Raw genomic sequence first — 18,479 nt, forward strand, 5'->3', positions numbered from 1 at the left:
ACATCCACATTTATCGCGACAAGTCGTCAGGGCCGAAGGCGAACGGCAGGATGTCCGCCAGCCGCCACGGGCCTTCCGGGGTCTCGACCAGGAGCTCCGGACCGCCGTGCTCCATCAGGAGCTGGCGGCAGCGCCCGCACGGCATCAACAGCTCGCCGTGCCCGTCCACGCAGGTGAACGCCACCAGCCGCCCGCCACCGCCCGCGTGCAGCGCCGACACGAGACCGCACTCGGCGCACAGTCCGATGCCGTAGGACGCGTTCTCGACGTTGCAGCCGGTGACCACCCGCCCGTCGTCCACCAGGGCGGCGGCGCCGACCGGGAACTTGGAGTACGGCGCGTAGGCGTGCGCCATGGCCTCGTTCGCCCGGGCGCGCAGCGCGTCCCAGTCGATGGTCGGCTTGGTCATTTGGCCTGTCCTCTTCGATAGGGAACGCCGTCGGCGGCCGGCATCCGCAGCCGCTGCGAGGCGAATGAAAGCACCAGCAGCGTAGTCAGGTGCGGCGTGAACGACGTGAAGGCGTCCGGCACCGTGTCGGTCACCGCGAACACCGCGAACACCGCGATCGCGGCGATCCCGGTGAACAGGGCGGCCCGGTTCCGATGCTGCCGTACGAGCTGGAAGACCGCGACGGCGGCGAGCAGCATGGCGACGACGAGCAGCAGCGCGTGCACCGAGGTGCCGCCCTGCCTGAGCTGGAGCGCGTCGGTGTAGCCGAACAGGGCCGCACCGCCGGCCAGGCCGCCCGGCCGCCAGTTGCCGAAGATCATGGCCGCCAGGCCGATGTAGCCGCGACCGCCCGTCTGCCCGTCGCGGTAGATCCCGGCGGCGATGAGCGACAGGAACGCCCCGCCGAGACCGGCGAGCCCACCGGAGACGACCACCGCGATCCACTTGTACAGGTAGACGTTGACGCCCAGCGACTCGGCGGCGACCGGCCGCTCACCGCACGACCTGATGCGCAGGCCGAACGCCGTACGCCACAGGAGGTAGAACGACAGCGGCACCAGCAGGATCGCCAGGATCGTGAAGTACGAGATGTTCTGCGTGAGCCCGTGGAGGATGCCGGCGACATCCGACACCAGGAACCATCCCTTGTCGTGCAGGTCCTGGAGCGGCTGGTCGATCCCCGGCACGCTGAACTTCCCCATCATCGGCACGCGCGGCGACTGCTTGGCGCCGCCGCCCGGCATGTCCGAGAAGACCAGCTTGGCGAGGTACTGCGTGAAGCCGAGGCCCACGATGTTGATCGCGACACCCGAGATGATCTGGTCCACGCCGAAGGTCACGGTCGCCAGGGCGTGGATGGCACCGCCCAGCGCTCCGCCGATCGCACCGGCGAGCACTCCGGCCCAGGGGTTGTCGAACTGGATGGCGCCCCAGGCGCCGAACCAGGTGCCGAGGATCATCATGCCTTCGAGGCCGATGTTGACCACGCCGGCCCGCTCCGACCACAGGCCGCCGAGACCGGCCAGCCCGATCGGCACGGCGAGGCCGATCGCGGCGCTGATCGTGCCGCCCGAGGTGATGTCGTCGGCGCCGGTCACCAGCCGGGCCACCGACAGCAGGATGACCAGCCCGGCGAGACCGATCAGCAGAACGGGGAAGGTCAGCTTGAACCGCCGGGCCGGCGGCGCGGCCACCGGCTTGCCGGCCGAAACGTCCGTGGCCGTCATGCCGCGGCCCCTTCCTTCTCGGCCGGGGCGGCGAGCTCATGGCTGACCCTGCGCTGCGCGGCAACGACCTGGTACCGGTGCACCAGCTCGTACGCGATGATCACCGAGAGCACGATCACGCCCTTCATGATGTCGACGAGCTCCTTGGAGATGTCCATCAACTGCAGGGCGTCCGAGGAGCTGTCCAGAAAGGCCCACAACAGCGCGCCGAGCGCCATGCCGACCGCGTTGTTCCGGCCGAGGAGGGCGATCGCGATGCCGGTGAAGCCGAGCCCCGTCGGGAAGTTCAGGCTGTACTCGAAGGAGCTGCCGAGGAGCTCGGGCATGCCGATCAGACCGGCCGCCGCCCCCGAGATGACCATCGCGGTGATGACCATCCGCTTGACGTTCACACCGCTCGCCACCGCGGCCGGCTCCGACTGGCCGGTGGCGCGCAGGTTGAACCCGAACCGCGTCCGGTTGAGCAGCACCGCGTAACCGATGCCGACAATGATCGCCACGATCAGGAAGCCGTTGATCTTCATCGGCGTACCCGGGATGAGCGCCATGCCGGGCATGTGCGCGTCCTCGGGGATCGGCGGGGTGCCGATGGCGTTGCCATTGAGCACGCCGAGCCGGTCGGCGGTCAGCAGCCAGCCGGTCAGGCCGGTCGCGATGGCGTTCAACATGATCGTGGAGATGACCTCGCTGACGCCCCGGGTCGCCTTGAGCACCGCGGCGATCGAGGCCCACAGGGCTCCCACGAGCATGGCCACGAGCACGACCAGCACGATGTTGAGCGCACCCGGCACGAGCCCGGCCCCACCGACGGACGCCGCGATGAGCGCGGCGAGCCGGTACTGGCCGTCGACGCCGATGTTGAACAGGTTCATCCGGAACCCGATCGCGACCGCGACCGCCGCCAGGAAGTAGGTCGTGCCGAGGTTGACGAGCAGGACCAGGACGCGCGGCTGGGCGCCGTATTCGACCAGGGTGGTGAAGGCGTCGACCGGCGCGTGGCCGGCGATCAGCAGCACCACCGACGTCACCAGGAGGGCGAAGACGACGGCGAGCGCGGGCGCGACGAACGCCATCACACCGTCGAGCCTGACCCTGCCGAACACACGATCAAGAAACGTACTCATGCGCCCTCCCCGGCGCCGGTCATCGCCGAGCCGAGCTGCTCGGGGGTCACAGAGCTGGGATCGACGTCGGCGACGATCCGCCCGCGCAGGATGACCTTGAGCGAGTCGGACAGGCCGATGAGCTCGTCGAGGTCCGCGGAGATCAGCAGTACGGCGAGCCCGGCGGCGCGGGCGTCGCGCAGGTGGTCCCAGATGGCCGCCTGCGCGCCCACGTCAACGCCCCGCGTGGGGTGCGACGCGATCAGCAGCACCGGTTCGCCGCTCATCTCCCGGCCGACGATCAGCTTCTGCTGGTTGCCGCCGGACAGGGCGGCCGCGTCCACGTCGATGCCGGGGGTGCGGACGTCGTACTCGTCGACGATCCGCTGGGTGTCCTTGCGGGCTCCCGCCCGGTCGATCCAGATGCCCTTGACGTTGGGCCTGCGCGTCTGGTGGCCGAGGATGCGGTTCTCCCAGAGCGGCGCCTCCAGCAGCAGCCCGTGCCGGTGCCGGTCCTCGGGGATGAATCCGATGCCGCCCTCGCGTCTCTTCAGGGTGGACCAGTCGGTGATGTCCGTGCCGCCCAGGTTGATCGTCCCGGCGGTGATGGAACGCATGCCCATGATGGCCTCGACCAGCTCGGCCTGCCCGTTGCCCTCGACCCCGGCGATGCCCAGGACCTCGCCCTTGTGGATCGTGAAGGAGACGTCCTCCAACTGGAGGCGCGCGCCTTCCGCCTTCAACTGTTCGGCGGAGGCGCCCTTCGGGACGGGTCCGTGCCCCGGGGCCGCCATCGTGAGGCCGGAGACCTCCAGCATGGCGACGTCGGTGACGGTGGACTCGCGGGTCTCCGGGCTGGGCAGCTCGCTGCCGACCATCAGCTCGGCGAGCTTGCGCGCGGTCACGCCGCTGGGCTCGACGCTGGCCACGGTGGTGCCCCGGCGGATCACGGTGATCGCGTCGGCCACCTTCAGGACCTCGTCGAGCTTGTGCGAGATGAACAGAATCGTCAGACCCTCGCGGACCAGCACCCGGAGGTTGTCGAAGAGCTCGTCCACCTCGTGCGGCACGAGCACGGCGGTCGGCTCGTCCAGGATGAGGATCCGGGCGCCCCGGTAGAGCACCTTGAGGATCTCGACCCGCTGGCGGTCCCCGACCCCGAGTTCCTCGACCAGCGTGTCCGGGTCGACGCCGAGGCCGTACGCGTCGGAGATCTCCTTGATCTTCTTGCGTGCCCGGCCGAAGTTGAGGGCGATGCCGAGCTTGCGCGGCTCGCTGCCGAGGACCACGTTCTCGAGGACGGTGAGGTTGTCCGCCAGCATGAAGTGCTGGTGGACCATGCCGATCCCGGCGGCGATGGCGTCGCCGGGGGTGTGGAAGCTCACGGCCGACCCGTTGATCCGGATCTCGCCCTCGTCCGGGCGCTGCATGCCGTACAGGATCTTCATGAGCGTGGACTTGCCCGCGCCGTTCTCACCGACGATGGCATGGATGTGCCCTTTGGCGACGCTCAGGCGGATGTCCCGGTTCGCGACGACTCCGGGAAACCTCTTGGTGATCCCCTTCAGCTCTACGGCGGGATCTGTGGCGATTACGGTGGTTATGGCGGCCTCCCCCACACGAAGTGCCTGCGGACAGGCACATTGGGCCGAGAAAGCCCGGAGCGATCTGCTCCGGGCCCCTCGGAGAGACGGCAGGTCAGGGGGTCGCGGAGACCGTGATCTCGCCGTTGACGATCTTCTGCTTGTACTCGTCGAGCTGGGTCTTGATGTCGTCGATCTTGCCGCCGGTGGTGGAGAAGTCGACACCGCCCGCCTTGAGGTCGTACCGCGCCTCACCCGACTTGACGTCGCCGGCCACGAAGTTCTTGAGGAAGTCGTAGACCGCGACGTCGACCTTCTTCAGCATCGAGGTGATGATGACGTCGGAGACGGCCTTGTCCGCGGTCAGGGCCTGGTCGGAGTCGACGCCGATCGCCATGGCGTCCGCGCCCTTGACGGCCTCGAAGACACCGCCGCCGGAACCGCCCGCGGCCTGGTAGATCACGTCGGCGCCGGCGTCCAGCATGCCCTGCGCCGTGGTCTTGCCCTTGGCCGGGTCGTTGAAGCCGGTGAACTCCGGCGGCTCGCTCAGGTACTTGACCTGGATCTTGATGTCGGGCTTGACGGCCTTGGCGCCGGCCACATAGCCCGCCTCGAACTTCTGGATCAGCGGAACCTTGACGCCGCCGATGTAGCCGATGCTGCCCTTCTTGGACTTCAGCGCGGCGGCCGCGCCGACCAGGAACGAGCCCTGCTCCTCGGCGAAGACCAGGTTGCTGATGTTGGGGCCGGTGGCGTCCGCGTCGTCGACGATCGCGAACTTGACGTCGGGGAACTCCGCGGCGACCTTCTTCATCGCCGCGGAGTACGCGAATCCGACCGCGATGATCGGGTTGTACCCGGTGGAGGCGAGCAGGCGGAGCCGCTCCTCCTTCTGCGCGTCGGTCTCGCCGGGAGCGGCGGAGAGGTCCTTGGTGCCCAGGCCGAACTCGTCCTTGGCCTTGTCGAGGCCGGCGGCGGCGGCGTCGTTGAACGACTGGTCGCCACGTCCGCCGATGTCGTACGCGAGGCCGACCTTGCCCTTCGCCGCGTCCGGCGCCGACGACGCGTTGGCGGTCGTCTCGCCCTTGGTGTCACTACCTCCACACGCGGCGGCGGCCATGAGCATGGCTCCCGCAGCAGTGGCGGCAGCCAGCTTGCTTACTCGATTGCGGAGCAAGGTGTACTCCCCTTCCGTGTCCCCGCCGTCCAACCGGTCGCGCACGCACGACGCGCGGCGACCCTGCACGGAAGATAGTTGTTTGACCTGCATAGACCAAATGGGCGCACGAGTCCGAAACCTCTCCGTTATGCAGCTCACGCCACCTTGTGACCAGTGGGTAATTCGGATCAACCGGACAGGCCCCGGATCCACCTCGCGATGATCTTCTTCGCACGTCGCCGCCCGGATCGACCGGCCGGATCCCGCCCCGCCCGGCCGGAGGGCGGCCGGGCGGGACCACCGGCCCGTCGGCAATCAGAACGAGCCGCGCCGGGCGCCGTCGAAGCGCGCGGTCGGCGCGTCGACGCCCTCCACGCCGTACGTCAGGAAGACCCTCCCGGCGTCATGAACTCCCGGAGACAACCGACGCCTCATGCGGCGCCAGGCGATTCCCGGAACGTCCAGGAATACCGCGTCGTCGAACCTGTAGCCAGGGGCCGAGAACAAGCCGATCGCATTCCACCAGACGGCAAGAAGAAGAGCGTGATCCCCCGCCTGCCCACGCCCGGCCGTACGCCGGTGGAAATCTTGGGAATCGAAAATGATCACGTCTCCGATGGCCGGTTCGACCGCGACGGAAGCCTCGCTCCCGACGATTTCCCATGAGTAACCGATGCCCCTTCGGCACGGGTCGTCGGCGGCCTCGCCCCGGAATTCGCGCGTGTGGTCGTGCTGCTCGCGGCCGCCCGTCGGCCTCGTCCGCGGCCCTGGCCTCGCTGGGACTCAGCCCGAGATGGGCGGCCCAAGATGCGCACGGAAGGCGATATTCGCGAGTGTCTCAGTCGGTCGACGGAAACGAAGTCCGGCGTCTCCGCCAGTGCGGTGCGCGTTTCGACGGGAAGCGCCCGGCGCCCGTGAATCGCCGCGATCCGGCCCTCATTCGACTGCGGGATTCGGTCCCGGGCAAGAGGTCCCGAGGCGACGGCGGATTCGGTCGAGGATTCGGTTTCGGGTGAGAAACTCGGAGGCAACGGCGAGATCGGTGCCCGTCGACTCGAAAAGGCCCGGCAGACCTTCCGCCGCGGTTTTCCGGAAAGTCACGTGAGCATCGCCGGACGGCGAGAGCGTTCACCCGGTGAACGCGCGCACCACCCGGCCGGGCCGATACGCGATCGCCCCGGTCACATCATCACTTGATGCCGTGACCGGGGCGGTGGACGGCCGTTTAGCGGGCTCCGTCGCCCCAGAGCGCGGTGAGCGCGGTCGCCGCGAGCGTCTTGACCCCGACGCCGATGGCCCGCTCGTCCACGTCGAACTCCGGACGGTGGATGTCGACCTCGTTGACCGCGCCGGGGACGCGGGTGCCGAGCCGGGCCAGCGCGCCGGGCACCGACTCGACATACCAGGAGAAGTCCTCACCGCCGAGACTCTGCGGGGTGGGCACGGGCCCCGCGTCGCCGATCATCTGGACCACGGCGTCGTGCAGCATCTGGATGCTCGTCGCCTCGTTGACCGTCGGCGGCGTGCCACGCCGGTAGTCGATCTCCGCCTCGACGCCGTACGCCGCGGCCACCGACTCCACGAGCGAGGTGATGAGGTCGGGCGCCTGCTGCCAGGCCTCCTCGTCGAGCGAGCGCACGCTGCCCTGCGCCATGCCGACATCCGGGATGAGGTTGAAGGCGGAGCCGGCCGAGACCTGCCCCCAGACGAGGCTGAGGCTGGAGCGCGGGTCCACCCGGCGGGACAGTGCGGCGGGCAGCTCAGTAATGATCTTGCTCAGCGCGTACACGAGGTCGACCGTCAGGTGCGGGCGCGCCGTGTGGCCGCCCGGCCCGGAGACGCGGATCTGGACGTTGTCGCAGGAGCCGGTGATCGCACCGACACGCAGGCCCACGTGACCGACGTCGATCCTGGGATCGCAGTGCAGCGCGAAGATGCGGTCCACATCGCTCAGCCCGCCGTCGCGCATGACCTCCAGGGCGCCGCTGCCGATCTCCTCGGCGGGCTGGAAGAGCAGCCGGACCCGGCCGGGCAGCGCGCCCGCGTCGGCCTGGGCGGCGAGGTACAGGCCGGCGCCGAGGACCGCGGCCGTGTGGACGTCGTGGCCGCAGGCGTGGCACGCGCCCGGAACCGTCGACCGGTACGGCACGTCCTTCTCGTCGTCCATCGGCAGCGCGTCGATGTCGGCGCGCAGCGCCACCGTCGGACCGGTGTCCCGGCCGAGATCGACCCACAGGCCGGTACCCCGGGTGAGCCGCCTCGGCTTCAGGCCGGCGTCGGACAGCCGCTGCGCGATCTTCTCCGTGGTGCGGTGCTCGTTGAAGGCGGTCTCCGGGTGGGCGTGGACGTCACGCCGGAACTCGATGAGCTCATCGCCGTGCTCGCGCAGGAAGTCGGTCAACTGCCCGGCGAGGTCGCCACCCTGGGGAACCACCGCGTGATCGGGGGGCGCGAGCCTCGATGAGATCGTCACAACTCTTTCCTTCCTCGGGCGAACCGCGGCCCACGGGCCATGGAGGGTGCCGTGCCCTCTACCCGGCGCGGTTCGCCGGTTATCGTGATGGCGCTCAGCCGGAGCGCGACCGCCTCGCGCCGGGCGCCGGACAGCCGGGTCCGGAGATCGGCTGAGCGTCGCCGTCGTACCCGCCCTCGCCCAGGTTCCGTGTCAAACGCCCGAGCGGATCTCTGTGGAGCCCGCTCCACCCGGCAGGCCGCGATGTCAGGCCACGCCGAAGAGCGAAAGGGTCGCGTAGGCATGTCCGCCACGACCGACCCTCCGTTCACAATCTTTCCACGGTTACGGCGGGCAAGATGGGCGATTGACACAGTATTTACGGCGGCAACCCGATCACCCGCCCATTCAGGTCCCCGAGTGGCCCGGGCCTCCGCCTCCGAACCCGGGAGGCGACGTCACGAACCTGTCCTCGGCGAGTTCCATGATCGTCGCGTCCACGACGTCCTCCAGCGCCCCGCCCGCCGACAGGATCGCCCGCTGCCGCTCGCACGAGCTGCCCCAGTCCAGGACCTCGGCCATGACGGCGAGCTCGTCCGCGCACCCGAGCCGCTCGGCCACCGGCTCCAGCTCGCGCTGCAGCTCGTAGAGCACGTCGCGCACCGGTGCGGTCGATCCCTGGTCATCGGTGATGACCTCGGCGTTCAGCCCGTATCGGGTGGCGCGCCACTTGTTGTCCCGCACGACCCACGCGGGCGGCCGGGGAAGCTTGTACCCCCGGTCGAGCTGCTGGTCGAACTGCTGGACCAGGCACTGGGACAGGGCGGTCACCATCCCGACCTCACGGAGAGTGGGGATCCCGTCGAACATCCGGATCTCGATAGTCCCGAAATCAGGATGTGGTCTGATATCCCACCATACCTCCTTAATACTCCTAATTGTCCCTGCGCGTACCAGAGTGTCCATATACTCCTCGAACTCCGCCCAGTCGGCCAGCAGGTGCGGCGGGCCGGCCGTGGGCAGCGCCCCGAAGACGATGGCCCGGCTGGACGCGAGCCCGGTGTCCTGGCCGCCCCAGCAGGGACTCGACGAGGTGAGCGCGAGGAAGTGCGGCAGGTACGCCGCCAGCGCGTTGACGATCGGGATGACCTTGTCCCTGTCCCGCACGCCGACGTGCACGTGCACGCCGAAGGTCTGGATGCGCCAGGCCAGCCACTGCATCTCCTCGACCAGCTCGGTGTAGCGCTGGACGGGCGCGTAGACCGCGTCACGCCAGTCGCTGATCGCGTGCGTGCCGGTGCAGGCCAGGGACATCCCGCGCGGCTCGACCGCGTCGCGCAGCCGGTCGATGCTCTTGCTCAGGTCGGCCACGGCCTCCGCGGCCGTGTGGCAGACGTCGGTGACGATCTCGATCTGGGACTGCATCAGCTCGTGCATGGCCTTGGGACGTGAGCTCTCGCTCAGCTCGGGGACCGCGGCCAGCACCTCCTTCGCGTCCTGGCGGAGGCGCCGGGTGTGCCGGTCGACGAGCTGCAACTCCCACTCCACACCAAGAGTCGCCCCACGCGAAGGATTGAACTGGATCGCCACCGCGGACCTCCCGTGCTCGGAATCGGCGTTCTTCTACGCCGTACCCGATTTACCCGCCCGATTTACCCCCTTCTGCTGCCGGTTTTCCAGGCACGTACCCCGACGACGCCCAACACGACGGCCAGGATGATGTTGACCGCGATGAGAATGCCGTGAACCACGTAGAAACCGGTCTCGTGCCCATCAGCGAGGTTGAAACCGAGATTGATCCATTCAAAGATCATGAAAGCGGCAAGGGCGAGGAGAAAGCCCGATACACGTCTCGTCATGCTCTCAGTATCGGCATTGCCACCGAGTGCGTACGCCCGCGATCTTCGGGGGATCTGTCACATCATGCGTAGAGACTCGAAGCTAGGCTGATCTCCCTATGAGGACCAGCCTGCACGCCCTCGGGGCGGCCTTCACCACGGCGACGCTCCTGGGCGTCGCGCTCTGCACCCCCGCCGCCGCGCAGGCCGTGCCTCTCGCGCGCAGCGGCGCCGTCGGCGGCGACCTGCTCGCCGGCCACGGTGTGATCGCCCCCGCCGGGATCAAGGCCCCCCCGAAGACGACCGCCTCGTCCTACGTCATCGCGGACGCGGAGACCGGGCAGGTGCTGGCCGCGAAGGACCCGCACGGCCACTACCTCCCGGCGAGCACGCTCAAGACGCTGACCGCGGTCACGCTCATCCCGAAGCTGGACAAGGACAAGACCGTCAAGCCCAGCCAGGAGGCGTGCGACGAGGAGGGCAGCGCGGTCGGCCTGGTGCCCAAGCCGATCTACAAGGTCGACGACCTCCTGCGCGCGCTGCTGATGGTGTCGGGCAACGACGCCGCCAACGCCCTCGCCGAGGCGCACGGCGGCCTGGCGACCACCCTCGCCGACATGAACAAGGAGGCCCGCAGGCTCCAGGCGTACGACACGGTGGCCAAGACGCCGAGCGGCCTGGACCGGCCGGGCCAGCGGAGCTCGGCATACGACCTCGCGCTGATCGCCAGGGCCGGGCTGGCGCTGCCCGCGTTCCGGAAGTACGTGAGCACGAAGACGGCCAGGTTCCCCGCGCCCAAGGGCTACTACGAGATCGGCAACCACAACAAGCTGCTCTGGCGCTATCCCGGCATGATCGGCGTGAAGAACGGCTGGACCACGAAGGCCCAAGGCAGCTTCGTCGGCGCGGCCACGAGGAACGGCCACACGATCATCGTGTCGATCATGCACTACGAAGGCTCCTTCTGGGAGGACGTGGCCCACATGCTCGACTGGGGGTTCGCCGCGCGCGGCCGGGCCACCCCGGTGGGCGTCCTAGTCGATCCCGTGCCCGACAAGCCGATGATCGAGAGGGTGCTGCCGCGCTCCGGTCCCGCGCTCGCCGGAGGAGCCACCGCGCTGCCCTCCCGGCTTCCCGCGCTGCCCTCCCGGCGTCCCGTCGCCGCCAAGGACGGCGGGAGCGGCCCGCTCGCCGCCATGATCGCGGCCGGCGTCGGCCTGCTCGGCGGCCTCGCCTGGCTCGGCTACGGCATCCGGCGCCGCCGCCGCGCGAACGGTTCCTGAGGACGCCGGCTCACCGGGTCAGCGGGCTCAGGTGGGGATGATGGTGGACGGCACGGGTGTCGGCTCGGGCGGCGGGCCCATCCCTGAGGTGGCCGTCCACGCGGCGGCGTACAGGACGACCCTCGCCGACCAGTTGATCCAGATCAGCAGGCCCACGACGACGGCGAACGTGCCGTACACCGGGTTGTGCAGCGTCTTGGCCAGGATCAGCGTCGCGAACTGCTTGAGCACGCCGAACGCGACGGCGCCGACCAGAGCGCCCCTGAGCAGGACCCGGAACGGCTGCCGCGGCCGGGCCAGCCAGCCGAACAGGATCAGGAAGAGCAGCAGGTCCGCGCCCAGTCCGGCGAGGAAGCCGGTGATCCAGACAGCGGCACCGGCGAACCAGGAGGTGCCCAGGCCGAGCCAGCCGGCCACCGTGCTCGTCGCCCCGGTGGCGAACGCGCCGATGACGGCCGACGCGAGCAGGGTCACGCCGATGAGGACGAGCGTGATCAGGTCCCTGAGCTTGCCCAGAAAGAAGCTGAGCGGCGGCTCGCGGCTCATCCAGATCTCGCGGAGCGCCTCGCGCAGCGCGTCCACCGCGCCGAGGCCCGCGTACAGCAGGCCGACCAGGCCGACGATCCCCGCCCCCGCCCGAGCCTGGGCGATCGTGCTGATCTGGAGCCGGTCGGCGAGCCCGGGGAGCTGCTGGTTGATCGCCTCGGCGAGCGTGTTCTGCGCGTCCGGGCGGGCCGCCAGGACGAAGCCGAGCACCGCGAACGCCAGCGCGATCAACGGGAAGAAGGACAGGAACGCGAAGTAGGTGACCGCTCCCGCCAACCGACTGGCCGACTGCACCTGGTACCGGTGGATGGTGCGGACCAGGTGGTCGAACCAGGGGAACCTGACGCGTTCCCGCTCCAGCAGGCGGCGGCCGCGGGCCTTGACCTTCTCGGCAAGCCGCAAGATCCGCGTGAACATGGCCACCTCCCGCCGGAGGACTGCCCCGGACCGCCGCCCGGAAATCGGATCAGCCCGGAGATCGGATCAGGAGGAGGCGGGCAGGAACCCGATGCGCTCGCGCACCTGGGCCATGGTCTCGCGGGCCACCGCGCGGGCGCGCTCGGCCCCGGCGGCGAGCAGCTTGTCCAGCTCGGCCTCGTCGGCCAGCAGCTTCTCCGTGCGCTCCCTGATCGGCGTGAAGGTGTCGAGGACCAACTCGGCCACGTCCTTCTTGAAGGTGCCGTAGCCCTGCCCGGCGTACCGCGCCTCCAGCTCGGGGATCGGGGTGCCGCTCAGCGCCGACTGGATGCGCAGCAGGTTGGTGACGCCGGGCTTGTTCTCCTCGTCGGCGCGGACCTCGGTGCCGGTGTCGGTGACCGCGCGCATGATCTTCTTGCGGAGCGGGCCCGGCTGCTCCAGCAGGTCGAGGATGCCCTGTGGGCTGGAGGACGACTTCGACATCTTCGCCGTCGGCTCCTGGAGGTCGGTGATCTTCTCGACCTCCTTCAGGATGCACGGGTTGGGCACCTTGAAGGTCTGCCCGAAACGGCTGTTGAACCGCTGCGCGAGGTCGCGGCTGAGCTCCAGGTGCTGCTTCTGGTCGACGCCGACCGGCACCTGGTCGGCCTGATAGATCAGGATGTCGGCGGCCATCAGGATCGGGTAGGTGAACAGGCCGACGCTGGCCGCGCTCTCGCCGTACTTGGCCGCCTTGTCCTTGAACTGGGTCATCCGGGCGGCCTCGCCCATGCCGGTCTGGCAGGCGAGGATCCAGGCGAGCTCGGTGTGCTCGCGCACGTGGCTCTGCACGAAAACCGTGCAGCGCTCGGGGTCGAGACCGACCGCGAAGAGCTGGGCGGCGGCGATCCGGGAGCGGCGGCGCAGCTCCTCGGGAGCGGGATTGACGGTGATCGCGTGCAGGTCCACCACGCAGTAGAACGCCTCATGGGTCTCCTGCATCGCCACCCACTGCCGGACCGCGCCGAGATAATTTCCCAGGTGGAAGGAGTCAGCGGTGGGCTGGATTCCAGAGAGCACGCGAGGACGATCCATAGCACCTCATTCTGTCAGCAGAACGACCGTGCCCGTGACACTCTCACTCCGCCGTGCCGGACTCCTCGGCGGCCGCGGGCGCGCGGATCACGCGGACGCGGGAGATCCGGCGGCCGTCCATCTCCGTCACGGTCAGCCGGGCCCCCGGCGCCTCCGCCGTCTCGCCGAGCTGCGGCAGGTGCCCGAGCGCGGCCATGACGTAGCCGCCGAGCGTCTCGTACGGGCCGTCCGGGAGCCTGATGCCGGTCTCGGAGGCGAAGTCGTTCAGGTTGAGCAGGCCGTCGACCTCGATGACCCCGGCGACGACGCGCACGGACCTCCCGGCCTCGTCGTACTCGTCGCGGATGTCGCCGACGAGCTCCTCGACCAGGTCCTCCAGCGTCACGATGCCGCGGGTGCCGCCGTACTCGTCCACGACGATCGCCAGGTGGTGGCCCTCATCCCGCATCTCGGTGAGCGTCGGCAGCACGCGCTTGGTGGCGGGCACCAGCTTGACCGGCCTGATCGGCACAAGCTCGCTGATGGGCTCGACGCGCCCGGTCAGCACCGGGTCGAGCAGGTCCCGCACATGCACGAATCCGATGATGTCGTCATACGAATCGCGATAGACCGGGAAACGGGAGTGCGGCATGGTCGCCGCGAGCACCGCCGCCTCCGCGAGCGGCGTGTCCGCGGCCATGAAGTCCACCTCGGTGCGGGGCAGCAGGACCTCTCTGAGCTGCCGCTTGCCCGCGGCGAACACCTCGGCGATGACGCTGCGCTCGTCCTGGGTGAGCTCCTTGTGGCCCACGACTATGTCGCGCAGTTCCTCGGTGGTGATCGCGGCGCGGTCGGCCGAGGGATTGCCGCCGAGCAGGCGGACCACACCGTTGGTCGACACGGACAGCAGCCAGATCACCGGCCGCACCAGGCTCGCGATCAGGTCGAGCAACGGCGCGACCATGAGGGACATCCCCTCGGCGCGCTGCCGCGCGAAACGCTTGGGCGCGAGCTCGCCGAACACCAGCGTGATGTAGGAGATGGTGAGGGTGACCACCGCGAACGCGAGCGGCGCGGCGACGGCGCCGGACAGTCCCCAGCCTTCGAGGACGGGTTCGAGCCGGCCCGCGAGCGTGTCCGCGCCGAGCGCGGCGGACAGCACGGTCGCGACCGTCACCCCGACCTGGACGGCGGACAGGAAGCGGTTCGGGTCCCGGGCGAGCTTCTGCACCCGGGCACCCCTACGCCCCGTCTGGCTCAACCTGCGTATCTGGCTGTCGCGCAGGGAGACCATGGCCATCTCCGCCGCCGCGAAGAACCCGCAGATCAGGATGAGCAGCAGAACAAGGGGGATGCTCACCGCGAGGCTCACGGCCGCCTCCCGCGAGGACGAGCACGGCACCCGTGATCGCCGGCCCGCTCGCTAATCTCGCTCACGCCTTCGATCCGTTCGCACGGTGCTGATCGGATCAGCCTACTGCGTGACATTCGACCCGCGCCTCACCTCCACCGCGTAAGCTGAGTTCCGTACACAATCCAACAAATTCACTCAGGAGCAAACAGTGCAGCTGCTGGTCACGGGTGGCGCGGGATACATCGGCAGCGTCGTGGCGGCGCAACTCGTCGAGGCGGGACACGACGTCACCGTGCTCGACGACCTTTCGACCGGCCACGCCGACGCGGTCCCGGACGGCGCGCGATTCGTCGAAGGCTCCATCACCGAAGCCGGCGGCCTGCTGAAGGCGGGGTTCGACGGCGTGCTGCACTTCGCCGCCAAGTCCCTCGTCGGCGAGTCGGTCGAGCGGCCCGGGCTGTACTGGTCGCACAACCTCGGCGGCACCCTCGCCCTCCTCGACGCGATGCGGCAGGCGGGCGTCGGCCGGATCGTCTTCTCCTCGACCGCGGCGACGTACGGAGAGCCGGAGAGCACGCCGATCCTGGAGACGGCGCCGACCCGGCCGACCAACCCCTACGGCGCGTCGAAGCTCGCCGTCGACACCGCGCTGACCGCCTACGCCGGCCTGTACGGCCTGGCCGCGGTCAGCCTGCGCTACTTCAACGTCGCGGGCGCGTACGGCCGGTTCCGCGAGCGCCACGCGGTCGAGACCCACCTGATCCCGAACGTCCTCAAGGTGGCGCTCGGCGAGCGGGAGTCGGTGAGCGTGTTCGGCACCGACTACCCGACCGCGGACGGGACCTGCGTCCGCGACTACGTACACGTCGGCGACCTGGCCCGCGCCCACCTGCTCGCCCTGGACGCGTGCGCGGCCGGCACGCACACGGTCTACAACCTGGGCAACGGCGCCGGATTCTCGGTGCGGGAGGTCATCGACGTGTGCCGCGAGGTCACCGGCCACGAGATCCCCACCGTCTTCGGCCCAAGGCGGGCGGGCGACCCCACCGTGCTGGTCGCGTCCTCCGAGAAGATCCAGCGCGAGCTCGGCTGGAAGCCCGACCACACGTCTCTGCACGCCATCGTGCGCGATGCCTGGACCGCCCTCCGGTCGGAAAACCCGGACTCGGCCGGTGAACTGTGATGGGATCTCACATGTGAGGGTGGACGGGCTTTCTCCGCTGGTCATACGGGCCGCGCTGGTGGCTCTGGTCCTGCTGGGCAGCCTGGCGGCTGCCGCCGGGGTGCTGTTCGCCACCGGCGGTCCCCCGGCGGGCGTAACGCCCGAGCACTTGGCCACGACCGCGGTCCCGATCTGCCCGACCCACTGAATCGGCTGAACCGGCCGAACCGGACGAACTCACAGAACCGGCCGACCTCGCGGAACCGCCGGGACCGATCGAACTGGCAGAACCGGAGGAACCGGCAGAACCGGAGCGGACGGAAGCGGCCGGACCCGTCCGGCCCGCGACACCCGCGACACCCGCGACACCCGCGACACCCGCGACACCCGTGACATCCTTCGGGCCGGCGGGAAGCCCGTAGCCCGCGGTCCCGGCGCCGGCCGTCCCCTCCGGGCCGGTCGCCACGGCGACCCGCATGACCGCCGCGTTGTTGGCCGGTCGCCGGTCCCCCACCTCGCGCGCGTAGACCGTGGCCCGGGCGGCGATCGCCTTGGCGGCCTGCCGCGGCACCCGGAACACCAGATCGACCAGGCTCCTGCTCCCCGCCCTGATCGGCCCGAGCGCGCAGCCGACGAACCCCGCCGCGCCCTGGCAGCGCGCACCCGCCGCGGAAAGGAGGCGGGCCTGCGCGGGCTCGAAGAACACGTACGCGTCCCGGACCGCTTCGGGCCCCAGGTTGCGCACGGTGGCCTTCATGGTGAACCGCCCGCCGGGGACGACCGTGCTCGCCGTGGGCGCGAGCCGGACCGCCAGGTCGGCCCCGGCCCCGACCGGGGTGAGCGCCTCCGCGGTGTTGTCCTCCGGATGAGGATCCGCGATCTCGGATGACAGGTCCGCCTGAGCGCGGAGGACGCCCTGCGCGGCGGGCCGCACCAGGCCGGTGATCGTCACCCCTCCGGTGCCGCTCGCGAGCACCTCCCCGGGCGAGCGGCAGACGACCTCGTTGGCGCCGCGTCCGGGCCCGCACTCCGCCACGTTGACGTTGATGATCTTGAAGTCTCTCGGGAGCCGGATGGTGAGCACGGTGAGCACCGCGTCGCCCGGGCCGTTGTTGTGCACCCGCACGTTGTAGACCAGCGGCTGGCCGGGCTGGGCGACTCTTGGGGACGCGGAGATCTCGACGCCGATATCCGCTCCGCCCCACTGGTCGGACGCGAGCGCGGCGCGTGGCGCTCCAGCGGCGATCAGGCAGGCGAAACCTGCGATACCCGTGATGACCCGACGACCCATTCGTGCTCCCCCGAAACGTTTAGAGATCAATTCAATGGGGTGGCACCGACGCGCGGCTCCCCGACACGCCGTCCCGACCGGAGGTCGCCCGCATCTATCCCGCCTGCGCGAGCACCGTCTCCTCGCCCTCGCGTACGGCCTCGCCGGGCGTGAGCCTGCGGTCGGGCATCAGGGCGAGCGCGACGAGGGCGACGATCGCTCCGGCGACGCCGAGCCACGGGATGACGGTCGCGCTCGCGGCGGCGTGCGCGGCGGGCAGCCCGGAGAGCGGCGCCTCGCGGGCGACCACCGAGCCGTACGCGGTGCCGGCGACCGCGAGGGCGACCGATCCCCCGATCTGGCGGAAGAAGGTCAGGTTGGCGCTGGCGGTGCCGATGAACCGCGGGGGCACGGCCCGCTGGATGGCCACGGTGAGCCCGGACAGCATCGGGCCCATGCCGAGGCCGATGAGCGCCATCCAGCCCATGAGCGCGGGCGTCGCCGAGTCCACGGCCAGGTTCGCACAGAGCAGGGTCCCCGCGACGAGGAAGAACGGCGCGATCACCAGCCACGGCTTGTACCGGCCGCTGCGGGAGATGAGCGCCCCGGTGACGGCGCTGCCCGCGACCATGGCCAGCATCAGCGGATAGATGCGCAGGCCGGACGCGGTCGCGGTCTGCCCCTGCGCCTCCTGGAAGTAGCGCGGCAGGAAGACCACCCCGGCGTACATGCAGAACGCGGTGGCGAACGAGGCGACGTTGACCAGCGTGTACGTCCGATTGGCGAACAGGTGCAACGGCACGATCGGCTGTGCCGCCCGCCGTTCGACCAGGACGAACACGGCGGTCAGGACGGCGGCCGCGGCGATGGGGCCGACGACCGGGCCGCTCGTCCAGGAGTTGCCGTCCACGCCCTTCTCGGTCAGGCCGACGAGCAGCGCGCTGATGGCGGCGGTGAACACCGCGATGCCGAGGTAGTCGGGCCGCGCCCCACCCGCGTCGCCGGGACGGTGCGGCAGCCGGAACCAGATGATCGCGAGCAGCACGATCCCGATGGGGACGTTGACGTAGAAGGCCCAGCGCCAGCTCGCGTGGTCGGTGAACAGGCCGCCGAGGAACGGCCCCGCGATGTAACTCAGCGCCATCACGCCGCCGAGCGCCCCCTGCACCCGGCCGCTTCGCTCCGGCGGGAAGAGATCGACAACCAGTGCGAGGGAGAGCGGCAGCAGCGCGCCCGCGCCGAGGCCCTGGAGTCCGCGGAACGCGATCAACTGGTCCATGTCCTGCGCGACCCCGCTCAGGGCGGAGCCCGCGAGGAAGATCGTCACGCCGACAAGCATCAGAGGCTTCCTGCCGTACGCGTCGGAGAGCCGGCCGTACAGCGGGACGGTGACGGTGGATGTGAGCAGGTACGCGGTCACGACCCAGGTGTAGAGCCGGGCGCCGCCCAGCTCGGCGGTGATCCGGGGCAGCGCGGTGCCGACGATCGTCTGGTCGAGCATCGCGAGGAACATGCCACCGAGCACGGCGAACAGGAGCAGCCCGTTCTTGCTTGTGTCTGTCTTCACGTGTTGAAAGTGACA

15 protein-coding genes are annotated in these 18,479 nt (G+C 69.9%); 2 read left to right on the top strand and 13 right to left on the bottom strand.

Annotated features, from left to right (window positions below):
- Nucleotides 1-10: 10 nt before the first annotated feature.
- From QSK17_RS01330 to QSK17_RS01365, 8 genes are all read right to left on the bottom strand, one after another.
- Nucleotides 11-409, bottom strand: a complete 399-nt coding sequence (locus QSK17_RS01330; protein WP_285702479.1) for a cytidine deaminase — start codon at nt 407-409, stop codon at nt 11-13.
- Nucleotides 406-1,677, bottom strand: coding sequence for an ABC transporter permease (locus tag QSK17_RS01335; RefSeq protein ID WP_285702480.1), 1,272 nt, complete (start codon nt 1,675-1,677; stop codon nt 406-408). The genes QSK17_RS01330 and QSK17_RS01335 overlap by 4 nt, the downstream gene beginning before the upstream one ends.
- Entirely contained in the window at nt 1,674-2,801 is a 1,128-nt protein-coding gene (locus tag QSK17_RS01340; protein WP_285702481.1) for an ABC transporter permease, read from the bottom strand. Before QSK17_RS01340 ends, QSK17_RS01335 begins: the two co-directional genes overlap by 4 nt.
- Complete coding sequence (locus QSK17_RS01345; protein WP_285702482.1) at nt 2,798-4,399, bottom strand: ABC transporter ATP-binding protein; 1,602 nt, start codon at nt 4,397-4,399, stop codon at nt 2,798-2,800. Before QSK17_RS01345 ends, QSK17_RS01340 begins: the two co-directional genes overlap by 4 nt.
- A gap of 79 nt (nt 4,400-4,478) precedes the next feature.
- A complete protein-coding gene (locus QSK17_RS01350; RefSeq protein ID WP_285702483.1) occupies nt 4,479-5,540 on the bottom strand; it encodes a BMP family lipoprotein in 1,062 nt (353 codons plus the stop codon).
- A gap of 1,207 nt (nt 5,541-6,747) precedes the next feature.
- Nucleotides 6,748-7,995, bottom strand: a complete 1,248-nt coding sequence (locus tag QSK17_RS01355; RefSeq protein ID WP_285702484.1) for an amidohydrolase — start codon at nt 7,993-7,995, stop codon at nt 6,748-6,750.
- A 387-nt stretch (nt 7,996-8,382) separates the two neighbouring features.
- On the bottom strand, nt 8,383-9,564 hold the full coding sequence (locus QSK17_RS01360; protein WP_285702485.1) for a glutamate--cysteine ligase: 1,182 nt from the start codon (nt 9,562-9,564) through the stop codon (nt 8,383-8,385).
- Between the two features lie 62 nt (nt 9,565-9,626).
- Nucleotides 9,627-9,833: an SCO4848 family membrane protein gene (locus QSK17_RS01365; protein ID WP_285702486.1), complete on the bottom strand. Its 207-nt coding sequence runs from the start codon at nt 9,831-9,833 to the stop codon at nt 9,627-9,629.
- A gap of 98 nt (nt 9,834-9,931) precedes the next feature.
- On the opposite strand from QSK17_RS01365, the gene QSK17_RS01370 reads away from it, so the two are divergent.
- Entirely contained in the window at nt 9,932-11,095 is a 1,164-nt protein-coding gene (locus QSK17_RS01370; RefSeq protein WP_285702487.1) for a D-alanyl-D-alanine carboxypeptidase family protein, read from the top strand.
- Nucleotides 11,096-11,122: 27 nt separating this feature from the next.
- Here QSK17_RS01370 and QSK17_RS01375 read toward each other — a convergent pair whose 3' ends face one another.
- The 3 genes from QSK17_RS01375 to QSK17_RS01385 form a co-directional block, all read right to left on the bottom strand.
- On the bottom strand, nt 11,123-12,058 hold the full coding sequence (locus QSK17_RS01375; RefSeq protein ID WP_285702488.1) for a YihY/virulence factor BrkB family protein: 936 nt from the start codon (nt 12,056-12,058) through the stop codon (nt 11,123-11,125).
- Nucleotides 12,059-12,124: 66 nt separating this feature from the next.
- Nucleotides 12,125-13,132 (bottom strand): tryptophan--tRNA ligase, encoded by a 1,008-nt coding sequence (gene trpS, locus QSK17_RS01380; protein ID WP_285702489.1) that lies wholly within the window; start codon nt 13,130-13,132, stop codon nt 12,125-12,127.
- A gap of 43 nt (nt 13,133-13,175) precedes the next feature.
- A complete protein-coding gene (locus QSK17_RS01385) occupies nt 13,176-14,483 on the bottom strand; it encodes a hemolysin family protein (protein ID WP_285702490.1) in 1,308 nt (435 codons plus the stop codon).
- A 190-nt stretch (nt 14,484-14,673) separates the two neighbouring features.
- Between QSK17_RS01385 and galE the strand changes: the two genes are divergently transcribed.
- Nucleotides 14,674-15,648 carry a UDP-glucose 4-epimerase GalE gene (galE, locus tag QSK17_RS01390; protein WP_285702491.1) on the top strand — a complete coding sequence of 325 codons (975 nt, stop codon included), beginning with the start codon at nt 14,674-14,676 and terminating at the stop codon, nt 15,646-15,648.
- Nucleotides 15,649-15,655: 7 nt separating this feature from the next.
- On the opposite strand, the gene QSK17_RS01395 is transcribed toward galE, so the two are convergent.
- Together QSK17_RS01395 and QSK17_RS01400 are read right to left on the bottom strand one after the other, a co-directional pair.
- Nucleotides 15,656-16,918 (bottom strand): hypothetical protein, encoded by a 1,263-nt coding sequence (locus tag QSK17_RS01395; protein ID WP_285702492.1) that lies wholly within the window; start codon nt 16,916-16,918, stop codon nt 15,656-15,658.
- Nucleotides 16,919-17,012: 94 nt separating this feature from the next.
- Nucleotides 17,013-18,464, bottom strand: coding sequence for an MDR family MFS transporter (locus QSK17_RS01400; RefSeq protein WP_285702493.1), 1,452 nt, complete (start codon nt 18,462-18,464; stop codon nt 17,013-17,015).
- Between the last annotated feature and the right edge of the window lie 15 nt (nt 18,465-18,479).

Origin of the sequence: Microtetraspora sp. NBRC 16547 (assembly GCF_030268965.1) — a bacterium.
Taxonomy (GTDB): Bacteria; Actinomycetota; Actinomycetes; order Streptosporangiales; family Streptosporangiaceae; genus Microtetraspora.

What these genes read in the sequence shown, in the direction of transcription:
- QSK17_RS01330 (WP_285702479.1), bottom strand. Translation starts at nt 409, where the DNA reads ATGACCAAGCCGACCATCGACTGGGACGCGCTGCGCGCCCGGGCGAAC.
- QSK17_RS01335 (WP_285702480.1), bottom strand. Translation starts at nt 1,677, where the DNA reads ATGACGGCCACGGACGTTTCGGCCGGCAAGCCGGTGGCCGCGCCGCCG.
- QSK17_RS01340 (WP_285702481.1), bottom strand. Translation starts at nt 2,801, where the DNA reads ATGAGTACGTTTCTTGATCGTGTGTTCGGCAGGGTCAGGCTCGACGGT.
- QSK17_RS01365 (WP_285702486.1), bottom strand. Translation starts at nt 9,833, where the DNA reads ATGACGAGACGTGTATCGGGCTTTCTCCTCGCCCTTGCCGCTTTCATG.
- QSK17_RS01370 (WP_285702487.1), top strand. Translation starts at nt 9,932, where the DNA reads ATGAGGACCAGCCTGCACGCCCTCGGGGCGGCCTTCACCACGGCGACG.
- QSK17_RS01375 (WP_285702488.1), bottom strand. Translation starts at nt 12,058, where the DNA reads ATGTTCACGCGGATCTTGCGGCTTGCCGAGAAGGTCAAGGCCCGCGGC.
- trpS (WP_285702489.1), bottom strand. Translation starts at nt 13,132, where the DNA reads ATGGATCGTCCTCGCGTGCTCTCTGGAATCCAGCCCACCGCTGACTCC.
- QSK17_RS01395 (WP_285702492.1), bottom strand. Translation starts at nt 16,918, where the DNA reads ATGGGTCGTCGGGTCATCACGGGTATCGCAGGTTTCGCCTGCCTGATC.